This is a genomic window from Microbacterium sp. NPDC058269 (assembly GCF_042881445.1).
Taxonomy (GTDB): domain Bacteria; phylum Actinomycetota; class Actinomycetes; order Actinomycetales; family Microbacteriaceae; genus Microbacterium.
The window spans coordinates 374,867-395,291 of the sequence record NZ_JBHVXT010000003.1; the positions used below are offsets into that span (position 1 = coordinate 374,867).

The 20,425-nt window shown below is 67.0% G+C and carries 20 protein-coding genes and 1 tRNA gene; 13 read left to right on the forward strand and 8 right to left on the reverse strand.

Annotation, left to right across the window (positions count from 1 at the left end):
* Positions 1–81: 81 nt before the first annotated feature.
* The 4 genes from ACFVWL_RS15395 to ACFVWL_RS15410 all read left to right on the forward strand — a co-directional run bounded on the left by ACFVWL_RS15395 (position 82) and on the right by ACFVWL_RS15410 (position 3,410).
* Positions 82–597 carry a single-stranded DNA-binding protein gene (locus ACFVWL_RS15395; RefSeq protein ID WP_387184508.1) on the forward strand — a complete coding sequence of 172 codons (516 nt, stop codon included), beginning with the start codon at positions 82–84 and terminating at the stop codon, positions 595–597.
* A 79-nt stretch (positions 598–676) separates the two neighbouring features.
* Positions 677–1,174, forward strand: a complete 498-nt coding sequence (locus tag ACFVWL_RS15400; RefSeq protein ID WP_387184510.1) for a DUF6993 domain-containing protein — start codon at positions 677–679, stop codon at positions 1,172–1,174.
* A gap of 63 nt (positions 1,175–1,237) precedes the next feature.
* Complete coding sequence (gene ettA / locus ACFVWL_RS15405; protein ID WP_387184511.1) at positions 1,238–2,917, forward strand: energy-dependent translational throttle protein EttA; 1,680 nt, start codon at positions 1,238–1,240, stop codon at positions 2,915–2,917.
* 7 nt (positions 2,918–2,924) lie between these two features.
* Positions 2,925–3,410, forward strand: a complete 486-nt coding sequence (locus ACFVWL_RS15410) for an acyl-CoA thioesterase (RefSeq protein ID WP_387184514.1) — start codon at positions 2,925–2,927, stop codon at positions 3,408–3,410.
* 69 nt (positions 3,411–3,479) lie between these two features.
* Here ACFVWL_RS15410 and ACFVWL_RS15415 read toward each other — a convergent pair whose 3' ends face one another.
* Positions 3,480–4,370 carry an acyl-CoA thioesterase gene (locus tag ACFVWL_RS15415; protein ID WP_387184517.1) on the reverse strand — a complete coding sequence of 297 codons (891 nt, stop codon included), beginning with the start codon at positions 4,368–4,370 and terminating at the stop codon, positions 3,480–3,482.
* Between the two features lie 50 nt (positions 4,371–4,420).
* Between ACFVWL_RS15415 and ACFVWL_RS15420 the strand changes: the two genes are divergently transcribed.
* Positions 4,421–5,086 (forward strand): hypothetical protein, encoded by a 666-nt coding sequence (locus ACFVWL_RS15420; RefSeq protein WP_387184520.1) that lies wholly within the window; start codon positions 4,421–4,423, stop codon positions 5,084–5,086.
* Here ACFVWL_RS15420 and ACFVWL_RS15425 read toward each other — a convergent pair.
* The 5 genes from ACFVWL_RS15425 to pepN form a co-directional block, all read right to left on the reverse strand.
* Positions 5,045–6,535, reverse strand: a complete 1,491-nt coding sequence (locus ACFVWL_RS15425) for a serine hydrolase domain-containing protein (RefSeq protein ID WP_387184522.1) — start codon at positions 6,533–6,535, stop codon at positions 5,045–5,047. The genes ACFVWL_RS15420 and ACFVWL_RS15425 overlap by 42 nt on opposite strands.
* 158 nt (positions 6,536–6,693) lie before the next feature.
* Positions 6,694–8,358, reverse strand: coding sequence for an FAD-binding dehydrogenase (locus ACFVWL_RS15430; RefSeq protein WP_387184525.1), 1,665 nt, complete (start codon positions 8,356–8,358; stop codon positions 6,694–6,696).
* Positions 8,355–8,804 carry a globin gene (locus ACFVWL_RS15435; RefSeq protein ID WP_387184527.1) on the reverse strand — a complete coding sequence of 150 codons (450 nt, stop codon included), beginning with the start codon at positions 8,802–8,804 and terminating at the stop codon, positions 8,355–8,357. Before ACFVWL_RS15435 ends, ACFVWL_RS15430 begins: the two co-directional genes overlap by 4 nt.
* Positions 8,801–9,874: a mechanosensitive ion channel family protein gene (locus ACFVWL_RS15440; protein WP_387185322.1), complete on the reverse strand. Its 1,074-nt coding sequence runs from the start codon at positions 9,872–9,874 to the stop codon at positions 8,801–8,803. The genes ACFVWL_RS15435 and ACFVWL_RS15440 overlap by 4 nt, the downstream gene beginning before the upstream one ends.
* A gap of 145 nt (positions 9,875–10,019) precedes the next feature.
* Positions 10,020–12,572, reverse strand: coding sequence for an aminopeptidase N (gene pepN, locus ACFVWL_RS15445; RefSeq protein ID WP_387184528.1), 2,553 nt, complete (start codon positions 12,570–12,572; stop codon positions 10,020–10,022).
* 178 nt (positions 12,573–12,750) lie between these two features.
* On the opposite strand from pepN, the gene ACFVWL_RS15450 reads away from it, so the two are divergent.
* The 5 genes from ACFVWL_RS15450 to ACFVWL_RS15470 are packed head-to-tail and all read left to right on the forward strand — an operon-like array spanning position 12,751 to position 17,636.
* Positions 12,751–13,935, forward strand: coding sequence for a ferrochelatase (locus tag ACFVWL_RS15450; RefSeq protein ID WP_387184531.1), 1,185 nt, complete (start codon positions 12,751–12,753; stop codon positions 13,933–13,935).
* 38 nt (positions 13,936–13,973) lie between these two features.
* Entirely contained in the window at positions 13,974–14,459 is a 486-nt protein-coding gene (locus tag ACFVWL_RS15455; protein ID WP_387184534.1) for a ribose-5-phosphate isomerase, read from the forward strand.
* 1 nt (position 14,460) lies between these two features.
* Entirely contained in the window at positions 14,461–15,459 is a 999-nt protein-coding gene (locus ACFVWL_RS15460; RefSeq protein ID WP_387184537.1) for an Fpg/Nei family DNA glycosylase, read from the forward strand.
* Positions 15,460–15,498: 39 nt separating this feature from the next.
* A complete protein-coding gene (locus ACFVWL_RS15465) occupies positions 15,499–16,143 on the forward strand; it encodes an FMN-binding negative transcriptional regulator (protein ID WP_387184540.1) in 645 nt (214 codons plus the stop codon).
* Positions 16,140–17,636, forward strand: coding sequence for an amidohydrolase (locus tag ACFVWL_RS15470; RefSeq protein ID WP_387184543.1), 1,497 nt, complete (start codon positions 16,140–16,142; stop codon positions 17,634–17,636). Before ACFVWL_RS15465 ends, ACFVWL_RS15470 begins: the two co-directional genes overlap by 4 nt.
* A gap of 77 nt (positions 17,637–17,713) precedes the next feature.
* Here ACFVWL_RS15470 and ACFVWL_RS15475 read toward each other — a convergent pair whose 3' ends face one another.
* A complete protein-coding gene (locus ACFVWL_RS15475; RefSeq protein WP_387184546.1) occupies positions 17,714–18,199 on the reverse strand; it encodes a Dps family protein in 486 nt (161 codons plus the stop codon).
* A gap of 130 nt (positions 18,200–18,329) precedes the next feature.
* On the opposite strand from ACFVWL_RS15475, the gene ACFVWL_RS15480 reads away from it, so the two are divergent.
* The 3 genes from ACFVWL_RS15480 (at position 18,330) to ACFVWL_RS15490 (ending at position 19,655) form a co-directional block, all read left to right on the forward strand.
* A complete protein-coding gene (locus tag ACFVWL_RS15480) occupies positions 18,330–18,866 on the forward strand; it encodes a gamma carbonic anhydrase family protein (RefSeq protein ID WP_387184549.1) in 537 nt (178 codons plus the stop codon).
* Between the two features lie 30 nt (positions 18,867–18,896).
* A tRNA-Ile gene (locus ACFVWL_RS15485) sits at positions 18,897–18,973 on the forward strand.
* Positions 18,974–19,217: 244 nt separating this feature from the next.
* Positions 19,218–19,655, forward strand: a complete 438-nt coding sequence (locus tag ACFVWL_RS15490; RefSeq protein WP_387184551.1) for a hypothetical protein — start codon at positions 19,218–19,220, stop codon at positions 19,653–19,655.
* Positions 19,656–19,692: 37 nt separating this feature from the next.
* Here ACFVWL_RS15490 and ACFVWL_RS15495 read toward each other — a convergent pair whose 3' ends face one another.
* Positions 19,693–20,346: a winged helix-turn-helix transcriptional regulator gene (locus ACFVWL_RS15495; RefSeq protein ID WP_387184554.1), complete on the reverse strand. Its 654-nt coding sequence runs from the start codon at positions 20,344–20,346 to the stop codon at positions 19,693–19,695.
* Between the last annotated feature and the right edge of the window lie 79 nt (positions 20,347–20,425).

A 20,425-nucleotide genomic window follows, 5' to 3' on the forward strand; every position in this document is an offset into this window, starting at 1 on the left:
TGTTCCCGTGGAGTCGGCCTCTCCGTTACTGGGCAGGCTTGAGCGACCCGGCAGACATCCGGTGATCGAGAGGACGAGCACATGATCGACACATTGACCGTTGTAGGAAGAGTCGCCACCGACCCGACGCAGACGCAGACCGGCGGCGGCGTGCCGGTCACCAATTTCCGCCTCGCCAGCACACACAGGCGCTTCGACGCCGTGACCCAGACCTGGACGGATTCGGGCACCAACTGGTTCTCCGTAGCGGCCTTCCGTCAGCTCGGTGAAAACGCGAAGGCGTCACTGCGCACAGGCGACAGCGTGATCGTGACCGGGCGCCTGAAGATCCGCCCCTGGGAGAGCAACGGCAAACACGGCACCAGCGTCGACATCGAAGCGGATGCGATCGGACATGACCTGCGGTGGGGGACCACCGCCTATCGTCCGCAGTCGCGTCCGCAGTCAGGATCCACGGAGGCATCGCCCAGCGCCTCCGACTCGTCGGACTCCCCGGTCGCGGATGTCGGGGTCGGTGCCCTCGAACCGGAGGAGGGCTCGCCCGCATTCGAACCCTCGTGGGGGGATCCGATCGCGGAGATGACGGCGAAGAGCTGACGCGCCGTCATCGGAGATCGACGGGGCACGGCGTCGGCCGTTCGCGGACCACAAGGAAAAGGCGACGTAGACTCGGCTCGTGCTTCGTCGATCGGTCTTCTCGCCGGCGCGTGCCGCCGGGGCCCTCGCGGCCACCGCCGCCGTCGCCCTCCTGCTCTCGGGCTGCACGCCGGCCCCCGCGCCGTCACCCTCTGCGTCCGTCTCCGCCTCACCTGATGCGGACTCGACGGCGCCGTCCGCTCCCGTGCTCGTTCCTGATGGCACCGCTGATGACAACCTTCCGGTGTTCACAGCGACCGCCGAGGGCATCTGGGCGACGGACCAGCGCGGGTCGGGCCGTGCCTACATCGATGCTCTGATCGCTGCGGGGTTCGATCGAGAGTCGATGCAGGTCACCCAGGACCAGACCACGGTCGGCAACCCGGCCGAGAGCCTGCAGTTCTCGGTGCGCTGGGGGAACGACGAATGCCTGGTCGGCCAGGTCGGCCCCTCCACCGGGCAGGTCGTCACCGCGGTCCTGCCGCAACTCGCCGAGGGGCGCTGCCTCGTCGGCACCACACGTCCGATCGACTGGTGACACGCCAGGGGGCCGGTAGGCTGGAGTGTCGATCTTCGACGCCAACAGAAGGAGCGGTTTTCGGTGGCTGAGTACATCTACTCGATGGTTCGTGCGCGCAAGGCAGTGGGCGAGAAGCTCATCCTCGACGACGTGACCATGGCGTTCCTCCCCGGGGCCAAGATCGGCATGGTCGGTCCGAACGGCGCGGGCAAGTCGACCATCCTCAAGATCATGGCGGGCCTCGACACCCCGTCGAACGGTGAGGCGAAGCTCTCCCCGGGGTACACGGTCGGCATCCTGATGCAAGAGCCGGAGCTCGACGAGTCGAAGACCGTGATCGAGAACATCCAGGACGGCATCGCGATCAAGCCGAAGGTCGACCGTTTCAACGAGATCTCGCTGCTGATGGCCGAGCCCGACGCCGACTTCGACGCCCTGCTCGCCGAGATGGGCACGCTGCAGGAAGAAATCGATGCAGCGGACGGTTGGGACCTCGACTCGCAGCTCGATCAGGCCATGGACGCGCTGCGCACGCCCCCTGCTGACGCCGCGATCGCCCCGCTCTCCGGCGGTGAGAAGCGTCGCGTCGCGCTCGCGAAGCTGCTCCTGCAGAAGCCCGACCTTCTCCTCCTCGACGAGCCCACCAACCACCTCGACGCCGAGAGCGTGCTCTGGCTCGAGCAGCACCTCCAGGCCTACAAGGGTGCCGTGATCGCGATCACCCACGACCGGTACTTCCTCGACCACGTCGCCGAGTGGATCGCCGAAGTCGACCGCGGTCGCCTCATCGGCTATGAGGGCAACTACTCGACGTACCTTGAGAAGAAGGGCGAGCGCCTCGAGGTCCAAGGCAAGAAGGACGCCAAGCTGGCCAAGCGCCTCAAGGAAGAGCTGGAGTGGGTCCGTTCCAGCGCCAAGGGCCGCCAGACGAAGTCGAAGGCTCGTCTCGCCCGTTACGAGGAGATGGCCTCGGAGGCGGAGCGGACCAGGAAGCTGGACTTCGATGAAATCCAGATTCCTGCAGGCCCGCGCCTGGGTGGCATTGTCATCGATGCGAAGAAGCTGCAGAAGGGCTTCGACGGCCGTGTGCTGATCGATGGCCTCAGCTTCAACCTGCCGCCGAACGGCATCGTCGGAGTGATCGGACCGAACGGTGTGGGAAAGACCACCCTGTTCAAGACGATCGTCGGTCTCGAGCCGCTCGACGGGGGAGACTTGAAGATCGGTGAGACCGTCAAGATCAGCTACGTCGACCAGTCGCGCTCGAACATCGACCCGAACAAGACGCTGTGGGAGGTCGTCTCCGACGGACTCGACTACATCACCGTCGGCAAGACTGAGATCCCCTCCCGGGCCTACGTCTCGAAGTTCGGCTTCAAGGGCCCGGACCAGCAGAAGAAGGCCGGGGTCCTCTCCGGTGGAGAGCGCAACCGCCTGAACCTCGCGCTGACGCTCAAAGAGGGCGGTAACCTGCTCCTCCTCGACGAGCCCACAAACGACCTCGACGTCGAGACCCTCAGCTCGCTTGAGAACGCTCTGCTCGAGTTCCCCGGTTGCGCTGTGGTCATCACCCACGACCGATGGTTCCTCGACCGCATCGCCACGCACATCCTCGCGTACGAGGGCACCGATGAGAAGCCCGGCCAGTGGTACTGGTTCGAGGGCAACTTCGAGGCGTACGAGGAGAACAAGATCGAGCGCCTCGGCCCCGATGCGGCCAAGCCGCACCGTTCGACGCACCGCAAGCTGACGCGCGACTGATTCCTTCATGACCGCGACGCCGGGGCCCCGCCTGCACATCCCGATCCAGCTCCGCTGGGGCGATCTGGATGCATTCAACCACGTCAACAACACCTCGATGCTGAAGCTGCTCGAGGAGGCTCGCGTGCGAGCATTCTGGCGTGCGGGCCCCGGCGAAGAGGCGCCCTCGACGGCGGTGCTCGACTCGGGAATCGAGGAGGGGATCCTCACCCTGATCGCCCGCCAGGAGATCGAGTACCTCGCACCGGTGCCGTACCAGAGACGTCCGCTCGAGGTGCAGATGTGGTTCGGCAAGCTCGGCGGATCCAGCGTCGAGGTCTGCTACGAGGTGCACAACGATCCCGCGGCCGAACCGCGTCAGATCTACGCGCGGTCGACGGCGATCATCGTGCTCGTCGATGCGAAGACCGGACGACCCACGCGTCTCACGCAGGAGATGCGCGACGTCTGGGAGCCGTACGTCGGGGAATCGATCGAGTACGGCCACCGCTGAGGCCGAGCCTCTCAGCACGGCGCTCAGCTCAGCAGGGCTGACCTGAGCACGTCGACCTGGCCGGACGGCTCAGTCCTGAGCGTCGGGGACCCGGATCATGATCTCCTGCGCGACGCTCGCCACGAGCGCGCCCTCGCGTGTGAAGATTCGCCCGGTGGCAAGGCCTCGGCCGCCTCGCGCGTTAGGCGACTCCTGCACGTACAGCAGCCACTCGTCGACGCGTGCCGGACGATGCCACCACATGGCGTGATCGAGACTCGCGACCTTCAACCCCGGGAGTGCCCAGTAGACCCCGTGGGCACGAAGAATCGACTCCTGGATCGTCATATCGCTGAGGTACGCCAGAGCCGCCCGGTGCAGACGCTGGTCGTCCGGAAGCGGCGCCCGGAGACGCATCCACACGGCCTGCCGCGGCGCGCGCTCATCATCGCTCGGCAGATACATCGGCGAGCCCACATGGCGGACGTCAGCGGCCCGGTCACTCAGCATCCTCGCTGTGCCACCGGGGAGTCCCTGAACCCGATCCTCATCTGGTGCGAGCGATTCGGGAGCGGGGATGCCTTCAGGCATCGCCGCGGCATGCTCGACTCCCGGATCCGCATCCTGGAAGGAGGCGATCATCGAAAAGATGGGCACACCGTTCTGGTAAGCCTGGGCACGGCGCGTGGAGAACGAGCGCCCATCGTGGATGCGATCGACCGAGATGGTGATGCCCTGACTCGCATCCCCGGGCCGCAGGAAATAGCCGTGCATCGAGTGCACGGCCCGGTCCTCGGGGAGGGTGCGTTCGGCGGCGAGGAGCGCCTGGGCGAGAACCTGCCCGCCATAGATCCGTCCGCTCGGCATCGGGTGCGAGGAACCGGTGAAGATGTCCTCGGTGGTCCGCGCCTGCGTCGAATCGAGATCGAGGACCTCGAGCAGCCGCTCGACGGTCTGGATGGCGTGGTCTTCCGCGCTCATGGGTTCCTCTCCGCGCCCCGAGGCGCCGCTCCGTTGGTAGTTTAGAACGCGTGCCGCATCACCTTCTCCTCGCCGACCCTGAGACTGCGAAGGACGTTCTGACGTTCGTGGGCCGAGCGGCCAGGATCACCGACGAGGGCGTACGGCTGCAGTCCACCGGCGGAGTGCTCGCCCTCACGACTGCTGCGCTCGCCCCGCATGGCCTGTTCGACCAAACGCCGACGATCCTGGCGATGCGCATCGTGCATGCCGACCCTGAACTCGAATGCGACGTCGTCGTCGATCAGCTCGCCCAGACCGATGAGCCGCAGCGCCTCACCCTGCCGGACACCGGCCTCTCACCGGCCTGGGCCGGAGTAGCCCCCCCGCGCGGTTCGTGGGAGCCCCTGTCGGCGGTGGACGCCTCTGTGATCGCCCAACGGGCGCAATGGGGGATCTCCGCCGTCGCCCGCGGCGCCGGCCCCGGCTCCGGCGAGGAGGCGGTGCGCGCGCTGCGTGCCGCGATCTGGGGAGAGCCGGACGAAGACCTCGGCGGCCTCCCGCGAGGTGTCGCTTTCGCTGCCGATGCGATGGGCTTCATCTCGGGAGAAGAGCACGTGTCCGTGTCTCGCTCAGGTCGATGGACGCGGCTCGCCTTCCGACGCGGTCACGTCCTCTCGCGCGGACCGGTCGCTTCAGGTCTCACGAGCGTGCGACAGACGGGCGCTGCCGACTGACTCGACCTGTCGTCTGCCTCGCAGCCGGGCAGGCACGACCCGCAGCGCGACGATCCTGCTCACGAGGGCGCTGGTCCCGCCCAGCACGAGGACGACGCCGAGGAGATCGAGGAGCGGGAACAGCCAGACATCGATCACCCAGTACTGCCAGTTCATGCTGCCTCCGAGCAGCGCCGGTGTCAGCGGGATGAAGAGTCCCGCGACGATCACGAGCGTCAGAGGGATCATCCGAAGCCAGAGCCGCGGTCTACGTGCAGCATGTATCCGCACAGCCCAGCGCGGCGCCCGCAGAGCCGTCACCAGCAGCAGGATCAGAGCGAGCACAACGAGACCGAGCAGAATGCTATTCGCGGTGTCCAACGGATTCTCGTAGGGCTTCGCTGACACGCCCTCCGCCTCATCGATCAGGTTCTGCGTAAGCTCACCGGGGGAGCCGACTCCGTTCGTCAAGACGACGGCCGCTGTTCCCGTCTCCGGCTCGAACGCCATCGATCCGGTGAACGTGGCCAGCGTGCCCCCGTGCGAGACGGCCCCGGATGCGCTGCTGTCGTCGGGTACAGAGCGCTGCCACCCGAGAGCATACGAATCCGTACCCGGTTGCACGGCATGCAGCTCGTCCAGCAGATTGCTGTTGAGGAGGAACGCTCCAATGTCGCCCTGGTTGAAGCGAAGCCACTTCACCATGTCTGCAAGCGTGGAAACGACCCCGCCATTGCCACCGCACCGCCCCGGCATCTCCGGCATGACGTACGCGAACCCGAGCACCACAGAGAAGCCGGGAGCAACCTCATCGGTACCCTGGTCGCACGCATCCACGCTCCGCGAGTCGAGCATGCCGAGCGGGACGAAGAGACGCTGCCGCAAGAAGTCGTCGAGGGACTGACCTGACACGACCTCGACGATGCGGGCGGCGAGCGTGTAGTTGGTGTTGTGGTACTCGAAACGAGCGCCGGGTTCGGCGGCGAGTCGTCGTTCCCTGAGCTCGGCGACGACAGCCCGCGTGGTCCGCGGCGCGGGCAGAGCAAACTCGTCGTTGGTCTGCAGCCCCAGTCCCGAGGTGTGGGAGAGCAGCTGACGGATCGTGATGTCCGCGTGCCTCGCGTCGACCATCGTGAACTCGGGCAACCGGTCGATGACGCGGTCGTCGAGGTCCAGACCTTCGTCCTGTACCAGCAGCATGATCGCGGTTGCCGTCATCGACTTACTCATCGACGCGATACGGAACGGGGTTTCCGACGTGATCGCGCGCCCCGCACCGTCTCGACCCCGGACGATCAGATCGACGCCTCCGCGGGAGATCACGGCCGCAGCGACCCCGGGTGTGGCGAACGCATCGACGTAGGCGTCGACCGTGTTCTCCGCGCTCGTCGCCGAGTCCGCGGCGGCGGAGGGAACCGTGCCGCTCACGAGCAATGCCGACACGATTCCGAGGAGGGTGAGGGTGCGCACGAGCCCACCGTAGGGAGGAAGGACCATGCGGTTCGATGACGAACGGCACTTGTTCGGGATACCCCGAACAAGTGCGGTGGATGACCCGAACGATGCCACCGGGAAAGCTGGAGTCCGCGCCCCCGAGCCGGTGCTCGGGCTTCCACTCGGACCCTGGCTCAGCCCGCGAGCGCCGCCGCGCGCCCCGCCGTTCGGCCGGAGAAGAGGCACCCGCCGAGAAAGGTTCCCTCCAGCGCCCGATAGCCGTGCACACCTCCGCCGCCGAAGCCGCTCGCCTCTCCCGCCGCGTAGAGCCCGGGAATCGGTTCGCCGGCTGCGTTCAGGGCACGACCTTCGAGGTCGGTGTTGATGCCGCCGAGAGACTTGCGTGTGAGCACGTGCAGTTTCACGGCGACAAGCGGCCCCGCCCCAGGATCCTGAAGACGGTGCGGCGCGGCGGTGCGGATGAGCTTGTCGCCGCGGTACGAGCGCATCGATCGCAGCATGCCGATCTGCGCGTCCTTCGTGAAACCGTTCTCCATCTCGCGGTCACGCGCGAGCACCTCGCGCCGGACGTTGTCGATGTCGAGGAGATCTCCGCCGGGGTGCTTCTGCATCTGCTCGAGCAGGGAGTCGAGATCGTTCTCGACGATGAAGTCCTCGCCCTCGTCGAGGAACGACTGCACAGGCCCGGTGGGCCCCTTGGCGAGGCGGGACTTCAGAAGCAGACCGACGTCCTTACCCGTGAGATCGGGGTTCTGTTCGCTGCCCGACAGCGCGAACTCCTTCTCGACGATCTGGCGCGACGTGACGAACCAGGAGTGGTCGTGGCCGGTCGTGCGCAAGTGCTCGAGGGTCCCGAGGGTGTCGAACCCGGGGAACAGCGGCACGGGGAGCCGAGTGCCGGTGGCGTCGAGCCACAGCGAGGAGGGACCTGGCAGGATGCGGATGCCGTGCGACGGCCACACCGGATCCCAGTTCGTGATGCCCTCGACGTAGTGCCACATTCGGTCGCCGTTGATCAGTCGCGCGCCCGCGGCCGCGCTGACACCGTGCATCGAGCCGTCGACGTAGGCGGGCACCCCGGTGAGCATGTGCTCCGGAGCGGTGCCGAGCCGTGCGGGCCAGGCGGCGCGCACGAGATCGTGGTTGCCCCCGATGCCGCCCGAGGCGACGATGGTCGCAGTCGCGGAGATCTCGAAGTCGCCGATCACGTCACGGGAGGAGGGCACGCCGCGTTCCGCCCCACTCGTCTCGAGGATGTCTCCGCGCGCACCGGTGACGGTGCCGTCCGTGACGAGCAACTCGCTGATGCGGTGACGGGGCAAGACGGTCAGCCGCCCCTCACGCTCACCCTGCTCGACCGCGGCCGCGAACGGGGCGACGATCCCCGGGCCGGTACCCCAGGTGATGTGGAAGCGGGGGACGGAGTTGCCGGGGCCGATCGCGCCGTATCCGCCACGCTCCGCCCAACCCACGACGGGAAAGAAGCCGACGCCCCGCTCGCGAAGCCAGGCGCGCTTCTCACCGGCTGCGAAGTGCAGGTACGCCTCCGCCCAACGACGGGGCCACGCGTCTTCCGGGCGATCGAATCCGGCGTTGCCGAACCAGTCCTGAGTGGCGAGCTCGAGGGAGTCCTTGATACCGAGACGCCGCTGTTCGGGGGAGTCGATGAAGAACAGCCCACCGAATGACCACCAGGCTTGGCCGCCGAGATTGGTGCGCGGCTCCTGATCCACCAGGATGACACGCCTCCCGGCGTCGAGCGCCTCTGCGGCGGCGACCAGGCCGGCCAACCCCCATCCGATCACCAGGACATCTGCGGACAGGGGCTTTGTCGTCATGAGTTCTCCGTTGATTCCTGACGTGAGCGGGTCTCGAGTGTGGGCCGACCTCCAGGACCGGCACCGATCCCGGAAGGCTCGAGTGTGTTCACCATGGCATAGGCGGCGCGCTCCAGGTAGTCCCACAGCGTCGTTTCGTGCAGGGGAGACAACTGCGCCTCGTCGACGGCGGTTCGCATGTGACGAAGCCAACGATCGCGCGCATCCGCATCGATGTGGAACGGCATGTGCCGCATACGGAGCCGAGGGTGCCCACGGGTATCTCCGTAGGTCGTGGGACCGCCCCAGTACTGCTCGAGGAACATCCGCAGGCGATCCTCCGCGGGACCGAGGTCCTCCTCCGGGTACATCGGCTTCATCACGGGGTCGAGGGCGACCTCACGATAGAACACCGAGACGATCTTCGCGAACGTCTCGTGCCCGCCGATCTCGTCGTAGAACGTCACTTCTGGGTGCTCCCGTCATCGTTCGGCTTCTTGCGGCGCCAGATACCCCGGTCGGGGATGATCGGCACCCCGGTGACGGCGTTCGGCCGAGTCCTGGGCGGATTCGCGCCGCGCACACGACGTGCACCGTCGAGTCCCGTCGGGACGACGTCGATCATGCGGGGCACGCCGATCTCCTTCTCGAGGAGGGCAGCGCGCAGGCGACGACGCAGTTCCTGAGCCACATCGTCCTTCGCATTCGCGCGTGCCTTGATCACGATGCGTACGACGAGCGCGTCGCCGTCGATGGACTCGAGGCCCCATAGCTCAGGCTTCTCGATGATGCGGGTGCGCCACTTCGGGTCCTTGGACAGGCCCTGTGCGGTCTCGAGCATGATGTGCTCGACCTGTTCGAGGTCGGAATCCGCCGGTACTCCGATGTCGATGATGGAGCGTGCCCACCCCTGCGACATGTTCCCGATGCGGGTGACCTCGCCGTTTCGCACGTACCAGAGCGTTCCGTTGACGTCGCGGACCTGGGTGATGCGCACGCTGACGTATTCGACGACACCACTGGCCAGGCCCAGGTCGACCACGTCGCCGATTCCGATCTGGTCCTCGGCGACGATGAAGATGCCGTTGAGCACGTCCTTGACGATGTTCTGGGCGCCGAAACCGAGGCCGGCACCCACTGCCGCGGTCAGAAGCGTCAAAGAGCCGAGCAGACTGTTGTCGATCGCATTGACGATGAGCACGATCGCGATGACGACGAGCATCACGTTGACGATGTTCTGGAGGATCGTCCCCAGCGTACGAGTGCGCTGCACCAGCCGCATGTCGGCGAGAGGCGACCGCTCGAGTGCCTGCGTATCGTCGACCGAGGCCTTGTTCTTGGCGCTGTCGACGATCCGGTGCACCACACGCCGGATGACGACGCGAAGGACCAGCCCGATGGCCACACACGACACGATGATGATCGCGACGGCGAGTACCTTCATACCGGCCGCACCGAGCCATTCGAGCAGGCTTGTGACCCAGTCCGGTAGCGGTACGGATTCAGGGGGAGGCGTAGTCGTCGAGGGAAGAATCATCACTCACGATCCTAGCGACGGGCCCTCTGCGCGGGCTGGGTGCATGCACCGACGAAAACGGAGACCACCTGCTCCCGCTCACCCTGTCGTTGATGGACACGGTACGGGTGGGACAGATGATCTCCGTTTCGGATGCCCTCTGAGCTCAGTCCTCGGCGTCGCGCGCCTGCGCGGCCAGAGCACGCTCCACGTCCGCCAGGTTCTCGAGCACGAGACGGCGCAGGGCAGGGGCAGCGTCCTGGTGGGCGGCCAGCCAGCCGCGGGTCGCATCGCGCAGGGCGATGTCGGCCAGAGCCGTCGGGAAGAGTCCCACGATCAGGTACTGCGCGATCTGATAGGTGCGCGAGTCCCAGATCGGGAGCAGCATGTCGAAGTATGCGGGGACGAACTCCCCCAGCACAGCGGCGCCTGCCGGGTGCGTGAACCCGAGCGCGGCGGAGCGGACGATGGTGTTGGGGGCATCGTCGCGTTCGATGAGCGACGCCCACGCGGCCTTCTTCGACGCCGCGTCCGGGAGCGACGCGCGCGCCTGTGCGGCGAACTCTCCGCCCTTGGCGGTGTTGTCTGCAGCAAGGGCGGCATCGATCGTGGCGGCATCCGTGGCACCGATCGAGGCCAGGCCGACGAGGAGCTGCCAGTTCAGGTCGGCGTCGATCTCCAGCCCCGGCAGGGTGTCCTCACCGGAGCGCAGGCGCCCGACGATGCCGGCGTGCTCCGGGGTGACCAGAGCGTTCGCGAAAGCGGTGACGAACTGCAGCTGGCTGTCGCTTCCCGGTTCGGCCGCCTCGGCCAGGCTCCACAGGCCGTCGGCGATCTTGAGTCGCGCGGCTTCGCGGTCGGCGGGCGTGACGTAGAGGGTCGCGGCAGTACGCAGCTGGCTGAGCGTGGTGCGCACGGTCGTCGACTCGGTCTCGCGGCCGATGTTGCCGAGCACGAGGTCGAGATACTCCGACGCGCCGGTCTCGGCATCACGGGTCTGGTCCCACGCCGCACCCCAGACGAGGGAACGGGCGAGCGGGTCATGGATGTCGGCGAGATGCGCGATCGCGGTCGCGAGCGACTTCTCGTCGAGGCGGATCTTCGCGTAGGCGAGGTCGTTGTCGTTGAGCAGCACGAGGTCGGGGCGGGCAAGGCCCTGCAGCTCGGGCACCTCGGTGCGATCGCCGTCGACGTCGACCTCGAGGTAGTGCGTGCGGGTGAGCGAGCCGTCCGTCAACGTGTAGAAGCCGATGCCGAGACGGTGCGGACGGATGGTCGGGTAGTCCGCGGGCGCGGTCTGCGTGATGGCGAAGCGTGAGATCGTGCCGTCATGGCTCTCGGCGATGACCGGCTCGAGCGTGTTGACGCCGGCGGTCTCGAGCCACTTCTTGGACCAGGTGGTGAGGTCGCGGCCGCTTGTGACCTCGAGCTCGGAGAGCAGGTCGCTGAGCTCGGTATTGCCCCAGGAGTGCTTCTGGAAGTACTGCGAGACGCCGGCGAAGAACGCCTCGATGCCGACCCAGGCGGCCAGCTGCTTCAGGACGGAGCCGCCCTTGGCATAGGTGATGCCGTCGAAGTTCACCTGCACGTCTTCGAGATCGTTGATCTCGGCGACGATCGGGTGAGTCGAGGGGAGCTGGTCCTGGCGATACGCCCAGGTCTTCTCCATGGCGTTGAACGTGGTCCAGGCCTCGGTCCACTCGGTGGCCTCGGCCGTGGCGATCGTCGACGCCCACTCGGCGAACGACTCGTTGAGCCAGAGGTCGTTCCACCACTTCATCGTGACGAGGTCGCCGAACCACATGTGGGCGAGCTCGTGCAGGATCGTGACGACGCGACGCTCCTTGACGGCGTCGGTCACCTTGCTGCGGAACACGTAGGTCTCGGTGAAGGTGACGGCGCCCGCGTTCTCCATGGCACCGGCGTTGAACTCCGGAACGAAGAGCTGGTCGTACTTGGCGAAGGGATAGGGTACGCCGAACTTCGCCTCGAAATATGCGAAGCCCTCGCGGGTCTTGTCGAAGATGTAGTCGGCGTCGAGGTGCTGCCACAGGCTCTTGCGGCCGTAGACGCCCAGCGGCACGACGCGGCCCGAGGCGCTCGTCAGCTCGGAGAACGTGGACTCGTACGGGCCGGCAACCAGAGCGGTGATGTACGAGGAGATGCGCGGAGTCGGCTCGAAGCCCCAGGTGGCGGTGACGTCGTCGTCGTGCACGATGGGCTCAGGCGTGGGGGAGTTGGACACGACCTTCCACGCCGCCGGTGCCGTCACGGTGAACTGGAACGTCGCCTTGAGGTCGGGCTGTTCGAAGACGGCGAACACACGACGGGAGTCGGGAACCTCGAACTGGGAGTAGAGGTAGACCTCGCCGTCGACGGGATCGACGAAACGGTGCAGACCTTCTCCGGTGTTCGTGTACTCGCAGTCGGCATCGACGACGAGGACGTTCTCGGCCTTCAGGCCGTTGAGCGCGATGCGCGAGTCTGAGAAGACCTCGTTCGGGTCGAGCTGCTCGCCGTTGAGGGAGATCTCGCGTACGTCACGGGCGATCAGGTCAATGAAGGTGAAGCCCTCCGGCGTGGCAGTGAAGCGCACCACGCTGCGAGAACCGAAGACCTCGGCGCCCTTGGTCAGATCGAGGGCGACTTCATAGGACTGAGTGTCGATGACGTCGCGGCGCTCTTGCGCTTCGATACGGGTGAGGTTCTCTCCAGGCACAGCTGTACTCCCAGGGGTGAGGGGATGTCACCGGGGCTGGGCGCAGTTGGCGCCGACGGCAACCCTGACAGCCTACGCCAGTACGACAGATGCCTCTTCGCATCGACGGGGTGGGGAAACGGATAGAAACGGTCCACAGGCGCACGCCCCCGCGCCGTGGAGGTGAAAGGATGGAGGGGTGACTGCGATCGAGCCGAATGTCGTTCCCTTTGCCTCGCCTGCTGCCTCCGGCGGTGCACCCTTCGTGACCACTCCGGTCGCCTATGACGCGATCCTGCTCGCAGGCTTCGGCGGGCCGGAGGGTCAGGACGATGTGATCCCGTTCCTCCGGAACGTGACGCGCGGGCGGGGGATCCCCGACGAGCGGCTCGAGGAGGTGGCACACCACTATCGTCACTTCGGAGGGGTGAGCCCGATCAACGGGCAGAACCGCGTGCTCAAAGAGGCACTCGAGAATGCCCTCGCTGAGCGGGGGATCACGCTCCCCGTCTACTGGGGCAACCGCAACTGGGCCCCGTACCTGGAAGAGGTCGTGACCGAGGCGTCGGCCAACGGCCACACCACGCTCCTGGCGTTCGCCACCAGTGCCTACAGTTCGTTCTCCAGCTGCCGTCAGTATCGCGAGGACTTCGCTCGCATCCTGGAGGAGACGGGGCTGGGGGAGACGGTGACGATCGACAAGATCCGCCCCTTCTACGACCACCCGGGATTCGTCGACGCCTTCGAGACCGGTGTGCGAGAGGCCGTGGAGGGCTTCCTCGCCGAGGGCATCGCGGCAGCGGACATCCAGATCCTTTTCTCCACGCACAGCATCCCGACGGCCGACGCGGAACGCTCCGGCGCGCGGGACATCGACTGGGGTGAGGGCGGCGCGTACGCCGCGCAGCATCTCGCCGTTGCCGCCTGGGTGATGGACCGCGTGCGGCAGACTGTTCCGGCGTCCGCCGATGTGTCCTGGGAACTCGTTTACCAGTCCCGTTCCGGCCCCGCCTCCCAGCCGTGGCTCGAGCCCGACGTGTGCGACGTGATCGGCGAACTGCCCGATCGTGGACGCAAGGCCGTCGCCGTCGTGCCCGTGGGCTTCATGAGCGACCACATGGAGGTCCTGTGGGATCTCGACACCGAAGCGGCCGAAGCCGCGGAGGAGGCGGGCCTCGCGTTCACGCGCACGCCCACCCCTGGCGTGTCGCCGGCGTTCGTGACGGGCATCGTCGACCTGATCGAAGAGCGTCTTCAGGGACGCACCAACGAAGAGCGCGCGCATGTCACGTCCCTCCCGGGAGGTTTCGACGTGTGCCGTCCCGGGTGCTGCGAGAACATCCGCGCGGGCTTCAAGCCGGCCGCGGCCGGTGTCGCCCCGTGACCTCTCGGTGACGCACGCGCACTTCTAGGATGGGAGTCATGCGCATCCACATCGCCACCGACCACGCGGGACTCGACTTCTCCACTCAGCTGCAGGGACATCTGCGCGCAGCCGGACACGAGGTCGTCGATCACGGTCCGATCGAGTACGACGCGATCGACGACTACCCCGCGTTCTGCATCCGCGCGGCTCAGGCGGTCATCGCCGATCAGCGGGCGGGCGCCGACGCTCTCGGTGTGGTCTTCGGAGGTTCCGGAAACGGCGAGCAGATCGCTGCGAACAAGGTGGAAGGCGTCCGTGCCGCCCTCGTGTGGAACCTCTCGACGGCAGAACTGGCCCGCGAGCACAACGACGCCAACGTGATCTCCATCGGCGCACGACAGCACACCTACGACGAGGTCACCTCGTTCATCGACCGTTTCATCGAGACGCCGTTCTCCGGAGACGAGCGCCACGTGCGGCGCATCAGCCAGATCGCAGATTTCGAACGCGACGGCTCCCTGCTCCCGGACCCGCGGGCCTGAGATGCCCGAGGGTCATTCCGTCCACCGGATCGCTCGCCAGTTCGACCGCAACTTCGTCGGCAAGACTCTGAGCGCCTCCAGCCCCCAGGGTCGGTTCGCCGAGGGAGCCTCCGTTCTCGACGGACGAGCAGCGGTGAGCGTGCACGCGGTCGGCAAGCAGATGTTCCTGGAGACCGAGGGCGACCTCTGGCTTCGGGTGCACCTCGGCCTGTATGGGGCGTGGGATTTCGCCGGTGAGATCATCGTCGACCCGACCATCGCTGCGGCCAATGGGAGGATGGGCCAGACCAACCAGCGCGGCACGGTACTCGATGAGCCCATCCTCGATGACGCGGGGGAGAACTCGCTGGCCTCGATCGGAGCGCCTCGCCGTACTCGGGTGCACGTGCGCATGTCGGAGCAGACGAAAGGGCTGGCCGACGAAGGGATGGAGTGGCCTCCTCCTGTGGTGGGACAGGTGCGCCTTCGCCTGATGACCGACATCACTGCGGCCGACCTCCGAGGACCGACAGCCTGCGTGCTGCAGACCCCTGAGGAGATGCTCGCGACCGTCGCCAAGCTCGGGCCGGATCCCCTGGTCGGCGATCCGGCCGAGAACGAGGAGCGGTTCGTGCGGGCCGTCACGAAGAAGCCGACGGTCATCGCACTGCTGCTGATGGACCAGTCGGTCGTCAGCGGCATCGGTAACGTCTATCGCGCCGAGATGCTGTTCCGGCAGCGCCTGAACCCGCACACCCCCGGTCGGGATGTCCCGGAAGACGTCGTGCGCGCACTCTGGCACGACTGGGTGCGGCTTCTCGCCATCGGCGTCGAGACAGGCCAGATGATGACGATGGACGGTCTCACGGGCGCTGACTACCGAGCGGCGATGGCCAACCGGGATGACCGTCACTGGGTGTACCACCGCGCGGGGCTGCCCTGCCGAATCTGCGGCACGGAGATCGCTCTCGAGGAGATCGGCGCGCGCAAGCTCTACTGGTGCCCTCGTTGCCAGGCGTGACCATGCGCCGGCCGCGGGCGGCGGCTCTAGGCTGATCCCATGCGACAGAACCCCAGCTTCACGCTGGCCGATGTGACCGAGATCCGCCGCGTGATCGAGGCGAATCCATGGGCGACCATCATGAGCGCAGGCGATGACGGACTCGTCGCCTCTCACTACGCCGTGCTGCTCGACCCTTCGCGTGACGACCTCACCGTCGTCGGACACGTCGGGCGTCCGGACGATTTCATCCACGGCTTGGGTCAGCGCGAGATGCTCGTGGTGTTCCAGGGGCCGCACGGTTACGTCTCGCCCGGATGGTATGGCGATGCCCCGTCCGTGCCGACCTGGAACTACACCGCGGTGCATCTCGCCGGCGTGCCCGAGATCCTGAGCGAAGAGGAGAACCTCCTCGTGCTCGACCAACTTGTGGCGCGTTTCGAGTCGCGCATGCCGGAGCCGCGACGCATGTGGGAGCGACCGAACGACCCGGCCTACGTCGAGCGGCTCGCGGCGGGAACCCTGGGATTCCGGCTGGCGCCGACGCGCGTCGTCGCCAAGAGGAAACTCAGCCAGAACAAGCCCCCGGAGACGATCGAGACGGTGATCGCTGCCCTCTCGACCGAGGGACCGTACTCGAACCCTGCCCTCGCCGCGGAGATGCGGCGCGCGCAGGACGCACGCCGAGGAGGAGCACAGCAGTGACCGAACGCGGATCGGCCATCGACACCATCACGGCCGTGCGGATCGCCGGCCCCGGGCGTGAGTTCCTCATCGACGATGAGCCCGTGGACATCTTCATCGCCGACGGACGCATCGTCGACATCGCCCCGACGGGTGCTCTGCCTGCACGAGGCGAGGTCATCGAGGCGGGAGGCGCATGGGCGGTTCCAGGGCTCTGGGACAACCACGTGCACACGGTCCAATGGGCGCTGGCCGCGGAACGGGCACCGCTCGGCCACGCCGAGTCGGCTGCGGCAGCGGCCGCGGCGATGAGTGGGGTGGCTCCGCTGCCGGATGGACGTCGCGTCGGCACCGGCTTCCGCGATGCGTTGTGGTCCGATCGGCCGTCGCTCGAGCTCCTGGATACGGCGGCCGGCGATGTCCCGACGTACCTCATCAACGCCGACGTCCACAGCGTCTGGCTGAACAGCGCTGCCCTTCGTCGCGAAGGTTTCCGGAGCGACGACGGCGTGCTGCGCGAGACCGATGCGTTCGAGATCTCACGGCGTCTCAATGCCGTCGATGCCGCCCACGGCGACCGCGCGATGATGCGGGCCGGTGAGCAGGCCGCCGCTCGGGGTGTCACGGGCCTCGTCGACTTCGACATGGCGTGGAGTGCCGAAGCTTGGCCCCGACGCGTCGAGGCGGGCTTCGCCTCGCATCGCGTCGCGTTCGCGGTGTACCCCTTCGACCTCGACCGGGCGATCGACGCGGGCCTGCGCACGGGAGAGCTCCGGGAAGAGGCCGACGTCCCGGCGCAGGGGCGCGGACTCGTGCACGTCGGACCTCTGAAGATCATCACCGACGGTTCGCTGGGCACGCGGACGGCCGCCTGCTCGCACGCCTATCCCGGTGATCCAGAGAACTTCGGGATGCTCACGGTGCCGTCTAACGAGCTCGTCGCCCTCCTCACCCGCGCGACCGGTAACGGCCTGGCCGTGGCTGTGCACGCGATCGGCGACAGGGCGATCACCTCGGCCCTCGACGCCTTCACCTCCACGGGGGCGGTCGGGTCCATCGAGCATGTGCAGCTCGTGCGGCATACCGATCTCGCGCGGTTCGCCCGTCTCGGTGTGATCGCCAGCGTCCAGCCGCAGCATGCGGTCGATGACCGCGACCTGGTGGATCGACATTGGGCGGAGCAGACCGCTATCGGCTACCCGCTCGCATCGTTGCAGGAGGCGGGCGCCGAACTGCGCTTCGGGTCGGACGCGCCGGTCGCCGAACTCGACCCGTGGCACGCCATCTCGGCCGCAGTGTCGCGCACTGACGACGAACGCGCCGCGTGGCACCCCGAGGAGCGGATCACCCTCGATCAGGCGCTCGAGGCGAGCGTGCGCTCGTCGCTGCGTCCCGGAGAGCCGGCGGACATCGTTCTCTGCGGGGCGGATCCACGCGCTTCGACCGGGAAGGCCCTACGATCCATGCCTGTCCTCTCTACCGTGCTCGGGGGATACCTCACGCACACCACCTGACCGGTCGAATGCGCGAAGAAGGGGCGGTCCTCGGTTCTCCGAGGACCGCCCCTTCTTCGGTCAGGCGACGTCTGCGATCAGGCCGCGATGTGCGAAACGAGGAACCAACGGTCCTTCTCGAGGCCGCGCTGGATCTCGATCGCGACGTCCTGGCTGGTGAGGTCGACCTCGTCGAGTCCTTCGACGGCTGCCTTCACGTCGACCAGGATCGCGTCGATGTCGGAGATGACGGCGCGGATCAGCTCGTCGGACTGGGCGAAACCGGCCGCGACGGACGTGGCACCCGCCTTGTCGGCGACAGCGCTGACGCGTGCATCGATCGGGAGGCCGAGGGCGACGATCCGCTCGGCGGCCGTGTCGGCGAAGTCGCCGGCATGAGCGACGATCGTGTCGAGCAGCTCGTGGACGCCGATGAAGTTGGCGCCGCGGACATGCCAGTGGGCCTGCTTGCCGTTGACGGTCAGCGCCTGGAGTCCGAGAACGACGGGGGAGAGGAACTGGGCCGCCCCTGCAGCCACGGTCGGGTCGATGGCGGTGGTGGAAACGGTCTGTGCCTTGCTCATCTTGTGCTCCTCTGGAACGGTTTCTCGTATCTGATGAAGACAACGCTACTCAGGCTCAGACATTCCGCAAGCAAGCTGAGGCTCGGCTCACTTCCGCGTGATTCCGGGGGAGTGAGGGTAGTCTCGCCTCATGAGTATCGCGTCCGGAGCCTCTGTCCTCGCCCTGCCGAACAGCGCGCCGGTCATCGACGCGACCGCGTTCATCGCGGCTGGTGCGCGCATCGTGGGCGATGTCTCCCTCGCGGCTGGTTCCAGCGTCTGGTACAACGCCGTCATTCGGGGCGACTCCGCAGCGATCGTCGTCGGCCCCGGCTCGAACGTGCAGGACAACGTCTCGGTCCACGTGGACTCGGGGCACCCCGTCGTGATCGGCGCGAAGGTGTCGATCGGGCACAACGCCGTCGTCCACGGTTGCACGATCGGCGACGGCACCCTGGTCGGGATGGGATCGGTGATCCTCAGCGGCGCCGTGATCGGCGCAGGATGCCTCATCGCCGGAGGGGCCGTCGTGCTCGGTGGCACGGAGGTGCCTGCGGGCTCTCTCGTCGCGGGTGTGCCGGCGAAGGTGCGCCGGTCGCTCAGCGAGGAGGAGCGCGCCGGCCTCATCGCCAACGCAGACATCTACCTCGGGCACTCGCAGACCCACTCGGCGGCTAACCGGGCATGACCGACTCGGCCGCTAGGCTGAGAGACGTAAGGGGCGGTGGCCAAGCTGGTTAAGGCAGTGGGCTCATAACCCAACGATCGCGGGTTCAAGTCCCGCCCGCCCTACCACTCACTACTCTCTGGATCAGTGGTACCCCGCAGACCGGGAGGCAATCGCCCTTGCCCGCGATGGCGACCTCATCCCGGAATTCCGAGATGAAGCTGCCCGGGGGAGATGTGCGCTTCCGTCCGCTGTGCGAACGTGGTGCTTCCTCACCTGAAGTGGCCGGTGCGTCGCCTGCCACATACCAAAAACGTGGAAGGGCACATCGTGAAGAGACTGATTTCTGCAAGCATTCTGAGTGGCGCCTTGTTGACCGCATCCGTTCTCTGCGCAGGCGCCGCATCCGCGGACGCGACGGAACCGACGCAGCCTACGACGACCGCTTCCGAAGCGGCGGCCTTCTCGTCATCTTGCCTCTATTTCCAGTACGCGTTCCACGTCACCCCCACAGATCCGGTCGCCGGGCAGGTGGTCACCTACCGGATGGACCTCGTGAACAACGGCGCGGTCGACTCCACCAAGAGCGAGATCGTCTTCGGGTCGCACGGTATGACGGACGATACGTCTCTGGAGCCGGCCTCGCTCGCCTCCACCCATGGCGCCGCGACGTTCGATGGAGAGACCTTCCGCTGGCGTGGTCCGTTGGATGCGGGCGAGAAGGTATCCGTCACGTTCACCGGCGTGTGGACAGGGAGCGGTGACGGGATCTCCTTCCCCGAAGTGGATCACTACGGCTACGCGCACTAGGAGCGTTGGGCGGCGCCTCGGCGCTGCTCCCGTTCCCTCATTCGTCGACGACTGCGGCGGACGCTTCCGCGCGGACTGCTGCCGGCATCCGTCGTCCGAGCAGGAGACGACACTGCTGCGGGGTGACGAAAGGGTCGAGGCGTTGCATCTCGAGCGGGCCGTCGCTGAGCTCGAGCACGTCTCGCACCAGTTGTGCGTGCACGCCGCACACCAGAGCCTGATCCTCCGCGAGCAGGCCGTGATACCGGCAGGGAGCGAGGTCGAAACGCAGCGCTCCCTCGTCGACGACGGGGTTCAGCCCAGCGTCGTCGAGGTGCTCGTAGAGCACGTCGACCTGGCGCAGTGCTTCCTCCCCGAGAGGAGGGGCGTCGTCGGCGGTCACGGCTCTCAGCATGCGACCCCTGTCGTGCGCACCGTCGACGCGCCGGCGCGCAACCGTGCCCGACGGTGCCTCGCGCACGGGATGGAACACCACCGGCGGGCGACCTCGACTTCCGGACTTCTGCGTCTCGGCGCGGATGAGTCCCTCGTCTTCCAGCACACGCAGGTGATCGCGCACGGTGTTCAGCGGAATGCCACTCTCCTCCGCGAGGGCACCGGCCCGGCGACCTGGCGTCTGTTGGATCGCGTAGAGCAGCCGGAGTCGACGCGGTTGGGTCAATCCTCGAAAGTCGTGGGCACGGCGGGGCATGTGGCGAGAATAGGCGCGCGCAATAGGGCTCGGACTCTTCTCGACCGGAAATAACCCGGTGAAAGGAAGGGCGCGCATC

What these genes read in the sequence shown, in the direction of transcription:
- ACFVWL_RS15395 (WP_387184508.1), top strand. Translation starts at nt 82, where the DNA reads ATGATCGACACATTGACCGTTGTAGGAAGAGTCGCCACCGACCCGACG.
- ACFVWL_RS15410 (WP_387184514.1), top strand. Translation starts at nt 2,925, where the DNA reads ATGACCGCGACGCCGGGGCCCCGCCTGCACATCCCGATCCAGCTCCGC.
- ACFVWL_RS15415 (WP_387184517.1), bottom strand. Translation starts at nt 4,370, where the DNA reads ATGAGCGCGGAAGACCACGCCATCCAGACCGTCGAGCGGCTGCTCGAG.
- ACFVWL_RS15430 (WP_387184525.1), bottom strand. Translation starts at nt 8,358, where the DNA reads ATGACGACAAAGCCCCTGTCCGCAGATGTCCTGGTGATCGGATGGGGG.
- ACFVWL_RS15440 (WP_387185322.1), bottom strand. Translation starts at nt 9,874, where the DNA reads ATGATTCTTCCCTCGACGACTACGCCTCCCCCTGAATCCGTACCGCTA.
- ACFVWL_RS15455 (WP_387184534.1), top strand. Translation starts at nt 13,974, where the DNA reads ATGCGCATCCACATCGCCACCGACCACGCGGGACTCGACTTCTCCACT.
- ACFVWL_RS15460 (WP_387184537.1), top strand. Translation starts at nt 14,461, where the DNA reads ATGCCCGAGGGTCATTCCGTCCACCGGATCGCTCGCCAGTTCGACCGC.
- ACFVWL_RS15465 (WP_387184540.1), top strand. Translation starts at nt 15,499, where the DNA reads ATGCGACAGAACCCCAGCTTCACGCTGGCCGATGTGACCGAGATCCGC.
- ACFVWL_RS15475 (WP_387184546.1), bottom strand. Translation starts at nt 18,199, where the DNA reads ATGAGCAAGGCACAGACCGTTTCCACCACCGCCATCGACCCGACCGTG.
- ACFVWL_RS15480 (WP_387184549.1), top strand. Translation starts at nt 18,330, where the DNA reads ATGAGTATCGCGTCCGGAGCCTCTGTCCTCGCCCTGCCGAACAGCGCG.
- ACFVWL_RS15495 (WP_387184554.1), bottom strand. Translation starts at nt 20,346, where the DNA reads ATGCCCCGCCGTGCCCACGACTTTCGAGGATTGACCCAACCGCGTCGA.